12 protein-coding genes and 1 tRNA gene are annotated in these 11,678 nt (G+C 43.9%); 9 read left to right on the forward strand and 4 right to left on the reverse strand.

Annotation, left to right across the window (positions count from 1 at the left end; translation table 11 throughout):
- A partial coding sequence (locus IM456_RS13865) for an RNA-guided endonuclease TnpB family protein (RefSeq protein WP_287705307.1) occupies positions 1 to 679 on the forward strand: 679 nt, incomplete at its 5' end.
- A gap of 73 nt (positions 680 to 752) precedes the next feature.
- Here the strand turns inward: IM456_RS13865 and IM456_RS13870 are convergent.
- Positions 753 to 1,967 (reverse strand): aminotransferase class V-fold PLP-dependent enzyme, encoded by a 1,215-nt coding sequence (locus IM456_RS13870; RefSeq protein WP_287692133.1) that lies wholly within the window; start codon positions 1,965 to 1,967, stop codon positions 753 to 755.
- Positions 1,968 to 2,284: 317 nt separating this feature from the next.
- On the opposite strand from IM456_RS13870, the gene IM456_RS13875 reads away from it, so the two are divergent.
- Together IM456_RS13875 and IM456_RS23345 are read left to right on the forward strand one after the other, a co-directional pair.
- Positions 2,285 to 3,721: a TM0106 family RecB-like putative nuclease gene (locus tag IM456_RS13875; protein ID WP_287692135.1), complete on the forward strand. Its 1,437-nt coding sequence runs from the start codon at positions 2,285 to 2,287 to the stop codon at positions 3,719 to 3,721.
- Between the two features lie 646 nt (positions 3,722 to 4,367).
- Positions 4,368 to 4,610, forward strand: coding sequence for a hypothetical protein (locus IM456_RS23345; RefSeq protein WP_045357690.1), 243 nt, complete (start codon positions 4,368 to 4,370; stop codon positions 4,608 to 4,610).
- 10 nt (positions 4,611 to 4,620) lie between these two features.
- On the opposite strand, the gene IM456_RS13880 is transcribed toward IM456_RS23345, so the two are convergent.
- Entirely contained in the window at positions 4,621 to 5,001 is a 381-nt protein-coding gene (locus tag IM456_RS13880) for a hypothetical protein (protein WP_149987765.1), read from the reverse strand.
- 238 nt (positions 5,002 to 5,239) lie between these two features.
- Here IM456_RS13880 and mtnB point away from each other — a divergent pair, with 238 nt between their 5' ends.
- Entirely contained in the window at positions 5,240 to 5,857 is a 618-nt protein-coding gene (mtnB, locus tag IM456_RS13885) for a methylthioribulose 1-phosphate dehydratase (RefSeq protein ID WP_149987766.1), read from the forward strand.
- A 48-nt stretch (positions 5,858 to 5,905) separates the two neighbouring features.
- Here mtnB and IM456_RS13890 read toward each other — a convergent pair.
- A tRNA-Cys gene (locus IM456_RS13890) sits at positions 5,906 to 5,976 on the reverse strand.
- Between the two features lie 134 nt (positions 5,977 to 6,110).
- On the opposite strand from IM456_RS13890, the gene IM456_RS13895 reads away from it, so the two are divergent.
- From IM456_RS13895 to IM456_RS13910, 4 genes are all read left to right on the forward strand, one after another.
- Positions 6,111 to 6,446 carry a hypothetical protein gene (locus IM456_RS13895; protein WP_147071731.1) on the forward strand — a complete coding sequence of 112 codons (336 nt, stop codon included), beginning with the start codon at positions 6,111 to 6,113 and terminating at the stop codon, positions 6,444 to 6,446.
- 268 nt (positions 6,447 to 6,714) lie between these two features.
- Positions 6,715 to 7,638 carry a restriction endonuclease gene (locus IM456_RS13900; RefSeq protein WP_287692139.1) on the forward strand — a complete coding sequence of 308 codons (924 nt, stop codon included), beginning with the start codon at positions 6,715 to 6,717 and terminating at the stop codon, positions 7,636 to 7,638.
- A 75-nt stretch (positions 7,639 to 7,713) separates the two neighbouring features.
- Entirely contained in the window at positions 7,714 to 8,295 is a 582-nt protein-coding gene (locus tag IM456_RS13905; RefSeq protein ID WP_002737859.1) for a phycobiliprotein lyase, read from the forward strand.
- Positions 8,296 to 8,918: 623 nt separating this feature from the next.
- Complete coding sequence (locus IM456_RS13910; protein ID WP_045359953.1) at positions 8,919 to 9,671, forward strand: phycobilisome rod-core linker polypeptide; 753 nt, start codon at positions 8,919 to 8,921, stop codon at positions 9,669 to 9,671.
- A gap of 89 nt (positions 9,672 to 9,760) precedes the next feature.
- On the opposite strand, the gene mnmA is transcribed toward IM456_RS13910, so the two are convergent.
- Positions 9,761 to 10,819, reverse strand: a complete 1,059-nt coding sequence (mnmA, locus tag IM456_RS13915) for a tRNA 2-thiouridine(34) synthase MnmA (protein WP_287692142.1) — start codon at positions 10,817 to 10,819, stop codon at positions 9,761 to 9,763.
- A gap of 105 nt (positions 10,820 to 10,924) precedes the next feature.
- Here mnmA and IM456_RS13920 point away from each other — a divergent pair, with 105 nt between their 5' ends.
- On the forward strand, positions 10,925 to 11,563 hold the full coding sequence (locus IM456_RS13920) for a hypothetical protein (protein WP_287692143.1): 639 nt from the start codon (positions 10,925 to 10,927) through the stop codon (positions 11,561 to 11,563).
- Positions 11,564 to 11,678 lie beyond the last annotated feature (115 nt).

Here is an 11,678-nt window from a genome sequence, read left to right on the forward strand (position 1 = left end):
AGGGATTGCTACCTTTGCTACCCTCTCAACAGGGGAAAAGATAGACGCACCGAAACCGTTAAAGAAACGATTAAAACGACTAAGAAAAGCACAGAAAAACCTTTCTAGAAAACAGAAAGGAAGTAAACGACGGGAAAAAGCCAGAAAACGAGTAGCTAAAATCCACGCAAAGATTAAAGACACTCGTACTGATTTCTTGCATAAACTATCCACTAGAGTTGTTCGTGAAAATCAAACGATAATTTTAGAGGATTTAAACACATCGGGAATGGTTAAAAATCGCAAGTTATCCCGTGCTATATCAGACTTAGGATGGCGTTCTTTCCAAGATATGCTATCGGCAAAATCTGATAAATATGGGCGTGATTTTCGGATAATTTCCCGATGGGAGCCAACGTCTCAGAGGTGTTCCTGTTGTGGGAATATCGGCGGGAAAAAAGCGTTAAATATCCGTGAGTGGGAATGTCTTTTCTGTGGGACTTTTCATGATCGAGACGTGAACGCCGCAATTAATATCAAGGTCGCCGGTGGGCAATCGGAGACCTCAAAAAACGGACGGGTCGGACAGCATAAGACTTCTGTTAAAGAAGCAGCATCTCGTGAAGCGTCAACCCAGCGGTCGGTCGTTCAATTAAGTTTGTTTGATCTGCCGGTCATCACCGTCCGGCCCCGGCGGTGAGGATGTCAATTTCATCCCACTCGAAAAGTTGCGGGGTCGTCATTATCGATAGTCGATCGCCTATAATCCGATTTTAAACTAACTTTTTGACAGCTGCTACTAACTGCTCGATTTCTGAGGGCAAAGTGAAATAGTGGACACAGGCACGCACACAGAGGGGGTCGAGGAGAGTTCGCAGTAAAAACCCTTGTTTTTCTAGCTGTTGCACTAACTTTTGTGGGGTGATAGCCGAGTCAATTTGAAAGGAAACTAAACCGGATTCCGGTGGAGAATTTTTTAAACATTTCACCCCTTTAATATTCTTTAATTCTTCCCAGAGATAAGCCGCTAATTGACAGATTTTTTCGTATCTTTGTCCCCCATCACCCCAGGTGTTATGTACCGCAATAGTTGCCCTTAAACCCTCAAATTGAGGATAGGCAGAAGTGGCCACTTCAAAGCGTCTGGCATCCGGTTTCCAACCGATAGGCTGTCCTCGGTTATCTGTTTCAACACCGCGCCAACCGATAAAAGTGGGCTGTAAACTAGGGAAAATTTCGGGACGAATATACAACCCCCCCACACCGGCCGGTCCACACCACCATTTATGACCCGTAAAAGCATAACAATCGGCGGCAGTAGCGCTTAAATCTAAGGGCAAACAACCCACGGATTGGGCAGCATCCACCACCACTAAAACGGGTTTTTCGGTGACAGAATTATCATGACAAAGTTGCGAGATTTCCTTGAGGGGTAAAACCTGTCCAGTATTCCACAAAACGTGACTAACCACCAAAACCCTAGTTTTTGGACGTAGATGAGCGGAAATCACTTCTATCGGGTTGCCACCGTTTAAAGTTTCCCGAATAGGACAAGTGGAGATTTCCAGATGATAACGACGGGCAATTTCTTGAACCGTGGCCATAATTCCGGGGTGTTCACAATCGGTTAGTAAAATATGTTCCCCCGCTTGCCAATCAACCCCCCAGAGAGCGATATTACAGCCTACAGTGACATCCTCGGTGATAGAGAGAGTGCTGGGGCTAATTACCAGCTCCTGAGCCATTTCTTGCCTGAGAAGTTCCGTTTTTTTGGTAATCCAATCGTTTACCCGTCCTGAAAAAGGCCCCTTTTGTTGGAGAAAATTATGGGCATCGATAATCGCTTCTAATCCCGCCTTGGGCAAGGTTCCCTGACCACCGAAATTAAAGTAAACTTTATTGCTAAGTCCCCGAAATTCCTGTCTTTGTTCGGCTAAATCCGGTTTACTAACGGCGTAATCGAGGCTATTTTCGTCTAAATTCTGCATAAGCGAGGAGATGGGGGGTCAGTTATCAGTTATCAGTTATCAGTTATCAGTTATCAGTTATCAGTTATCAGTTAGAAGGTGTTGGGGTTGAGGGTTTTAGGGTTTTAGTTGAATTCCCCATTTCCCCACTTCCCCACTTCCCCACTTCCTGACGACCGACGACCGACGGCTGAATTCTATCGACGGATTAAGTCGCAATTGTCACAATAGTATTAGAGTAGAGGAAACATACTTGGGAATGTTTTCTTTTTTTAAGTTTATTATTTTTTACTTTACTTCACTGGTCCAGGAAAGCTTAACTTTTCTCCTTGTATAGAATGCTACTGACCGATGATCTACTTCTAGACTACCAACGTTGTCAACGCCGTGCATTTTTAAATCTCTACGGCAATAGCCAAGAAAAAGACCCTGAGCGAGATTTTTTGCTTAAATTGCGCCAAGAGAGTCAAAGTCACGTTAAAAAAGTCCTGCAAGACTCCTATCCCGATTATTGTTCCCTGACTACCCCCAGCACTGATATTTTGGCCGCCGCTAGGGAAACGGAAGCTTTGATGGGTCGGGGGGTATCCTGTATTTATCACGGAGTCCTTTTACAATCTGCCTATCCCGTCTCTTTAACCGGTTCCCCGCATTTATTAATTAAACAGGCAGGAGAGTCTAAATTTGGCGATTGGGTTTATTATCCCCTCAATATTCAACTCGGGCGCCGTCCTAAGCCTGAATATAAGATGCTGGCTACTTTTTACGCCTATTTATTGGCCAGTATGCAGGGAGTTTTTCCCAGTTACGCGGAAATTGTCCTACGTCGTCATAATCGCTATCGGGTGGAATTGAATCTCTGGTTAACTAAACTAGAGGAAATAATCAAAAAGTTCGGCGCAATGGTGATTAATCGCCAAGAACCAGAAGTTTTTATCTCGCGTCAGCGTTGCAGTTTATGTCATTGGTATAGTCACTGTTATGGTATTGCTCAAGCGAGTCAACATCTTTCTTTAGTACCGGGGGTGACTCCTAGTCGTTACCAATTTTTACAGTCTTTGGGGGTTTCCACCATGGAATCCCTGGCGCTTACCTGTCCTACCCGTATGGGGGAGGGGATGGGGGTAGAGGTGGCTAATCAGTTACAGTTACAGGCCCAAGCAATTATTGAAAATCGGGCCTTTCGCAAAAGCAACGGGAAAACTGCTTATTTGTCCCCCCTACCGAAGGCCGAGATTGAATTTTATTTTGACATCGAAGCGGAACCAGAACAGAATTTAGATTATCTTTTGGGGATTTTACGGGTTGATTATCGAGTTAATACCCAGCAATTTTATCCCTTTTTGGCAGAAAAGCCGGAAGATGAAGGCAGGATTTGGCAGGAATTTTTAACCTTAGTCATGCAGGATTATCAAGCACCAATTTTTCACTTTTCTGAGTACGAAGTGGAAACAATTAAGCGATTGGGTTATCTTTATAAAACTCCTTCTTCTTTGATTAATCAGTTAGTTTCTCGCTGTTTTGATCTGCACTATTATGTAGTTAATTCGGTAACTTTTCCCGTGGAAAGTTATTCTCTAAAATCCCTCGCTAACTGGATTGGCTTCCAATGGCGCGATCGAGGAGTAAGCGGGGATCAATGCGTTTGGTGGTATGACCAGTGGTTAAAAACAGGAGATCGGACTTTATTGGCGGCTATTTTGCGTTACAATGAGGATGATTGTCGCGCCACCTTTATACTAAAAGATTGGCTTTTGACATACCCCACGCCGTAAACGGACGTGGATTCTTCTAGCATCACTGCTGAGAATTTCTGGCTCAACGAGTCCACTTGAATTAGATTCCTGGCGAAATCCCACTCAGAGGTGGTTCTCTCCTCAGACTTTCGCGACCTTACAGAAGCCTGTTTTCTTCTGCCCCACGATACAGTTCAAAACCTCTAAAATACTTGGTTTCTCTGGTACTTGACGCTTAGAGCTTTTACCTATAGGAGCATTCCCCTAGAGAACCCCATAACTCTAGTTTTCAAGGTGCGTTCATCGGTTGATGACTGGGTTTTTCCAGCGGTTGCTTACCCGGCCCCCTATTCTTAATATCATAAGTAGGTAGGCGTTAAAAGTTGTCAGATGCCCCCCTTATTAAGGGGGGATTAAAGGGGGGACTAAGGGGGGATCGGCACCCCCCTTATCAAGGGGGGCAGGGGGGATCGAACCTAAAATTCATTTTTAATTTAATTATAACCAGCTACTTACATCCTATAAAGTCGCCCTCAAAGGGCGAGGCTTTAAACCCAATTTTTCGGTAAACTTTTTAATTTGATTCTAAAGATTTATGACAAATAGGGGGGAATGTAACATCTGCTACCCGTAGCCGTAAAGGGCAAATGATAGGCTATGGATGTGAAGACAGTCCCCTCACCCAATGGTGATCCCCATGTTCTCCCCACTTTTTCCGCTTCTACTCCTACTGCTTTCCTTCCTTAGTCTTCTCTGGTATCAAAAGACCGATAATGATATTTTTAAAGCTCTTGCCGTTAGTAGTTTAATTTTTGCAATTATTTGGGGCTTAATTCTCGTTCATTGGTCAATTCACCTGTTGGGACTGCTGTTATTGTTAAAATTCAGATCCCCCGCTTTCAGTTTGGTGCGCGTGCCTAGATGGTAATGGTTTGACCCTAATCTTCCAACTGTCCGGTAGGTACTTCGATCGCTTGTACATCGATCGTACCGGGAGGGGTGAGAATAATAAACTTACCCCCTGCCACTTTTAACGGTTCACCACAGTTAGGACATTGGCATTCCATGCGATTAAAACCCGTAAATTCGTAGCTACAGACGGGACAGCTATCTTCAACTAAATTGCGTCGCAACCACCAGCGAAAAATCCCCCAAGCAATGACAGGGGAAAATATCAGGAATGCCACGAGAATTAAAAAACTATTGACTAACCAACCCAGTCCGATCGAGCCTAACAACAATCCGACTAAAATCAAAGATAAGAAACAACCCAAACCAGAATCATTGACAGAATAGCTGCGGAAAAAGTTGTTATTCACGGCTCAACCCTCGATTCATCAAAGCTGCAATTATCTTTAACCTAACACATTCCCAACACATTGCCACGGTTAAATCTTCTTTTTGACTCACTGGTTCCTCGCTCTATTCTATCTTGGGTTTAGTTTTGATCGAGATTATCCAGATTGACATCCTCACCAAATCTGCTGGGGAGTGGATCCTCCGATCGCTTCAACTTGTTATAATAGTCAGTCCCTATCCACCATATCTCTAAAAACCATGAGCGATCCTCGTCTATCTCTAGTGGCAGCTGCCGGAAGATTTTATCAACTGGGTTGGATGCTTGGCACGGCGGGTAATTTATCCGCTAAAGTTGATGATCATAGTTTTTGGATTACTGCCAGTGGCAAAAGTAAAGGTAAACTCACAGAACAGGATTTTGTGCGCGTGGATCTGACGGGAAAAGTCAGAGAATTAGCTCATCGAGATAATCGTCCTTCGGCCGAAACTAGCATTCATCAGGTGATTTATTGTCTCTTTCCCCAAGCGCAAGCTTGTTATCATGTCCACTCAGTGGAAGCGAATTTAGTTTCCCGTTTTGCTCGCGAGGACAAGTTATCGTTACCTCCCTTAGAAATGTTGAAAGGTTTAGGTATTTGGGTAGAAAATCCTCAAGTATTTATGCCGGTTTTTGCTAACTATCTCGATGTGCCGAAAATTGCCGCAGAAATAGAAAGTAGATTATCAACTTTCCCCCCGGAAATTCCCGCTTTACTGATTTCTTACCATGGTGTGACGGTGTGGGGTGAGTCTCTAGAAACTACCGAGAATTATTTAGAGATAGTTGAGTATATTTTTCGTTATCTAGTGGCAGCCTATCAAGTAAAACCTTGGTAAACCTTAATTTAGACAAGGCAATCAAGAAAAGATTGCCGACATTTTCCAAGGCGCCACCCAGATTCGAACTGGGGGTAAAGGTTTTGCAGACCTCTGCCTTACCACTTGGCGATGGCGCCGATCAAGCAATACTTATCCTAGCATAACAGTTGGCAGTTTGCCAAGAGTGGAACCTAAGAGTTGAGCGATCAATCTATAATTTATGCAGCAGTTCTCTAATATAGTGGGGGATTTCAGGCTTAAAAAAGCTATTATGATGAGAAATCAAAGATATTTACTAACTTTTATCGGTTTATTGGCTTTATCCTTGCCAGTACAGGCTAATAATGCCGTTTACCTTAGCCAAAGTTCTAATCCTGCCACGACTTTTGACAGTTATCGTCAAGAATGTTTACAAAGAGCGCGCGCGGAGGGATTAGCTGCTGATGTGGCCAAAGACCTATGCGACTGCACGATTAAAAAATTCCAAGCTCGTTACAATCTACAGCAATTCCGCACCCTCGTGCAGAAGTCGAAAACCGATAAAGCTGCCGCTAGGACTTTAGCGAGTGTGGGAGAAGCTTGTTTTGATGAGATTTTGTATGAATAGCAGGGATAGGGGGTTTTTTAGCTATCACAAAAAAAGCTCTCCCTGCTCCGCAGCTCTGGCGCTCATAGACAGTCTTAACAAGTAATTTAGATAGTCAACAGCTTATTTTTGAGTATCAAGACGATTATCAATGGCGATAATTTCTCTCTCAAATTCTTTAGGAATGCCTCTCGATTATTCATAATTTTATGTGTATTATTATCTATCTAAATTCTTGGAGCTTGTTGCTGTATAATCGGAATGACTGACCCCGCTTTTCATCTGAACTATGCCTATTCCAGATTTTCAATCGATTATGTTGCCGCTATTAAAAATACTTGCAGATGGCAAAGTTTATAAATATCGAGAAATTTTTGAAGCCTTGGTCAGAGAGTTTCAAGTCACGGAAGCGGAAAGAAAAGAAATGCTTCCCAGTGGACAACAAGAAATTTTTGCTAATCGAGTCGGTTGGGCAAAAACCTATTTAAAGAAAGCGGGATTAATTGACTCACCCCAAAGGGCAACTTTTGTAATTTCTGAGAAAGGAAAAGAAATCTTATCTCAAAATCCTGCTCGAATTGATGCCAAATTTCTGAGACAGTTTCCCGAATTTCAAGAATTCAATCGAGTCAATAAGCAAAATGAAACTATTACTCTTGAAAGCAATTTATCAACTTCTGATCAAGAACAAAACCCAGAGGAATTACTAGAAAACTCCTATCAAGAAATTCGTCAAGCATTAGCGACAGACTTACTTTCTATTCTGCGAAAATTATCCCCAGATGATTTTGAAAAATTAGTAGTAGAATTACTGGTAAAAATGGGTTATGGTGGCTCGATTAGAGATGCAGGTAAAGCGGTGGGTAAGAGCGGGGATCAAGGGATTGATGGGATAATAAAAGAAGATAGACTCGGTTTAGATATAATCTATATTCAAGCCAAAAGATGGGCTGATAATAATGCCGTTGGTCGTCCAGAAATCCAGAAATTTGTCGGGGCATTAGCGGGACAAGGAGCCAAAAAAGGTATTTTTATCACTACTTCCTATTTTACCCAAGAGGCTTTAGAATATGCCCCCAGAAATGAGATAAAAATAGTGCTGATTGATGGGGAAGAATTAGGTCAATTGATGATCGATTATAATTTAGGTGTATCGACCCAAAAAATCTATGAAATCAAGAGAATTGATCATGATTATTTTGGGGATGAATGAGAGAGAGAGGAGGACAAGGGTTACAGAAAACGACGATGGCGTTAAAATAGATGGAAAAAATAGAGGATAAAAACTATGGACGGGATGACCTTTTTTCAGAAAAGTGCGGGACAGTGGAAATCTCAGCGCACCACCCATCATTTACCCTTTCGACGCGCAGAAACCGGCGATTCCGAGATTTATGTGGAAGCTTTAAGCGCCGATAACCCGAAAATTATCGCTATCTGTGAAATGCACGAAGTGGATCCCGCTAAGACTGTGGGGGGTGCCTTTGTCAGTTGGGATGGTTCGATGCAGTGGGACAAAGAAAACGAAAATCATCAAGGAACCACCGTTTTTGCGCTAATTCCCGACGAAGATAATCCCCAAGCGGGTGTTCTCCTGCGGGAGCGAGGTTATGCGGAAATCATTCCCGTGGCGGGCCGTTATCACATTGATGAACAGGAAGGTTTAGTCTTAATTACAGAATACGAAACTATGACCTCGATCGAGCGTTTTTGGTTTGCCGATGCCGATTTACGTCTCCGCACCAGCACAGTTCAACGTTTTGGCGGTTTTAATACGGCCACTTTTTGTGCTGAATCCCGCAATCAGTCATCGGAGTCAGTCTCTAGTGATTCCCCCGAACCATCATCCTATTCGATTAGTGGTTGGTAAATTCAGTTATCAGTTATCAGTTATCAGTTATCAGTTATCAGTTATCAGTTATCAGTTATCAGCTTTTTTCTCCCATCTCCCTAGAGTGGTTTCATTCTCTCAAATGTCATTCTCTCTAATCCTTGTCTGGCAACGTTTTTAGTCGATTTCTCGGAATAAATATCTGAAAATTTTTCAAAACGTCGCGCTTTGTAGGTTGATTCATGAATCAACCTACTATGAGAGCAAAAACCTGTACTCCCCTGCTCCCTAGCTTACCTCATAAGCGATTAAAGGTAGCAAAAAAAAGAATTAGATTCGGAGAATGAATCAACCCTAGGGGTTTGGGTAGGGTTGATTCATGAATCAACCCTACTATGAATCAACCCTACTATGAATCAACCCTACTACGAATCAACCCTACCCATCTCCCCGCTCCCCCGCAACGCGCACGAAGTGGTCTCCCTGCTCCGGCGCTCCCTGCTCCGGCGCTCCCTGCTCCGGCGCTCCCCAACACCCCGAAGAGCCGCAAGTTTTCTTAACAATTGTAAGAATTTTTAATATTTCTTTTCTAGTTGGCACTTACTCCCTTATCATTAGGAGGAAAGTTTTTTAAGCATTTCTAAGGATACGGAGGTTTACCCTTGGCCATTCCTCTTTTAAATTACGCCCCCAAGTCCCAAAACGTGCGGGTAGCTGGTTATGATGTCGGTGGAGACGAAAAACCGAGAGTTTACACGACGGAAAATGTCCTCTCCCCTAGCGACCTGGACGATTTAATTGAAGCCGCTTACCGTCAGATTTTCTTCCATGCCTTTAAATGGGATCGGGAACCCTTCCTCGAATCCCAATTACGCAATGGACAATTATCGGTGCGGGATTTCATTCGTGGTTTACTGTTATCGAAAACCTTCTATAACAGCTTCTACGAGAAAAACAGCAACTATCGCTTTGTCGAACAGGTAGTACAAAGAGTTCTCGGTCGCGATGTCTATAGCGAAAGAGAAAAAATTGCTTGGTCGATTGTCGTTGCCACCAAAGGTATTCAAGGTTTTGTCGATCAACTTCTCAACAGTGACGAGTATCTGCAAAGCTTTGGTTATGATACCGTTCCCTACCAACGTCGTCGCACCCTAGCCAGCCGCGAAATCGGTGAACGTCCATTCAACATCACCTCGCCTCGCTACGATGGCTACTATCGCGGTATTTTGGGCTTCCCCCAAATCGTTTGGCAGAATGCTGTCCGTCGCTATGTTCCCCAAGAGCAAAAACCCAAAGCTGGCGATCCTTCCAGCTTCTTGGCTATGGCCCGGGGTCTCGGTAGCGCCAAAGGCAATCCTGTACCAAGAGTCTCCGCTATGAATATTAACATCGAGGCTTCTGTACCCCGTCGTTAATTTTTAGCTCAACCTGCCGGGGAGAGTCCCTAATTGGCAGAATGACCCCCGAACCATAATCAGGTTATTCTGTGAATTGGTGGCTCTCCCTATGGGGTTACTCCTGAGATAATCCCCCCACCGAGAACGATTTCCCCTTCATAAATCACGGCTGCTTGGCCCGGGGTGATGCTAAATTGTGGTTGATCAAAAACCAGCTTCACTTGCTCATTTTCTAGGGGAATAACATTGACGGGAACGGCCGGAGAACGATAACGTACCTGTACTTGCGCGCGGATAGGGGTGGTGGGTTCGGCAATAGAAACCCAGTTCATCCGTCCGACAAGACAAGCGGCACTAACGGCACTTTCGCGATTACCGACGATAACCCGATTCATGACGGGATCCAGTTTGACCACATAGAGAGGTTCGGCGGCGGCGATGCCGATGCCTTTGCGTTGTCCGATCGTATAATGATGGATACCGCTATGTTTACCCAAAACTTTGCCATCGAGATCAACGATATCGCCCTCACTAACGGCGATATACTTATCCAAGAATGATCGCATAGTTCCGTGAGCTTCAATCAAGCATAAATCCTGACTATCGGGTTTATCTGCTGTTTTTAAGCCGAATTCCTGGGCAATCCTGCGGGTTTCTGCCTTGGTTTGTTCGCCCAAGGGAAATAAAGTCCGACGCAGTACATCTTGAGTTAGATCATAGAGAAAATAGGATTGATCTTTATTTTTATCGACGGCGCGCAGCAGTTGATAACGGTTATTTTCCGGAGAAAAACGAATTCTAGCGTAGTGACCAGTGGCAATAGTGTCCGCTTCTAAGGTTTCCCTAGCATAATGCAACATCGGGCTAAATTTTACCGCTTTATTGCACTGAGAACAGGGCAGCGGTGTGATTCCCGCTTCGTAACCGGAAACTAGATAATCAATAATTTCTTTTTGGAAAAGCTCGCGACTATCGACGATATGATGGGGAACCCCCAACTGCTCACAAATAAAGGCCGCATCTACCATACCCTCGGAGCAGCATTGACCTTTACCCTTCATTAACCACAGGGTCAAGCCAATAACATCATAACCTTGAGCGTGTAAGGCGGCAGCGGCAACAGAGCTATCTACTCCCCCTGATAGACCGACAACAACTTTTCCCATAAATCTTGTAATGATTTTTAACCAATATACTTTCTAGACTAGCATCTCCTCCTTTAAAATTTGGACATGGTGTACCCAAATTTCGTGTGAGGACAAACCAGCACAATGAGAACAAACCTACTGTTTTTCTCGGGCCTATTTTGGTTAAAAGTCGGGATAATCGCTCAAGCAACCGTGCTGCTAAAAGCAAACTTATCTTTTGCCCAGAATCTTTATCCCGGTCGTCGTTTGCCCCCACCGCCGGCGGTGAGACAACCAACTAAACGTTCAGACAGTCCCAGTGCTGTTAATTGTTCCCAATGTTCACCCTTAAATTTACCCCCAGTTAATTCTCCTTCAGTTCGCCCCCCGGTGGCTGCCCCAGTTTCCGGTAATCAACCCCTGAGAGAATACGTTTTTCAAGCTCCCGCTACCGTGCGTCCTGCCGATGCTACGGTGATTAATAATCATCGTCAAACTGTCAATCCACCGGCACCCAGACCTGAAAATCGCGCCAATAAACCATCTTCTTCCCCACCACAGCAGCGGGTTATTGCTACTAATCAACTCTTTCGCGTTGAAGTTAAAAGTAATAGTGCAGCAGCGTTGGCAAAAATTAAAGAAATTGAACCCCTCGCATTTATCCGCGCAGGAGAAAATGTTATTCAAGCGGGGTTATTTCAGCAACAATACCAAGCTAAACAACGGGTACAAGAGTTAACTAGACAGGGTTTTAGCGCCCAGATTATTACCCTCAATAATTAGTAAAGTTAGGGTTGAAAATATTAATAATAATCCGGGTTCAGGTCTGGGAATTATCCCTAAGTCTCCTTAACCCTTGCCCTGCTGCGGGTTAATAAAACCGCTTGTAATACTAAAT

Origin of the sequence: Microcystis sp. M079S1, from assembly GCF_020246425.1 — a bacterium.
Taxonomy (GTDB): Bacteria; Cyanobacteriota; Cyanobacteriia; order Cyanobacteriales; family Microcystaceae; genus Microcystis; species Microcystis aeruginosa.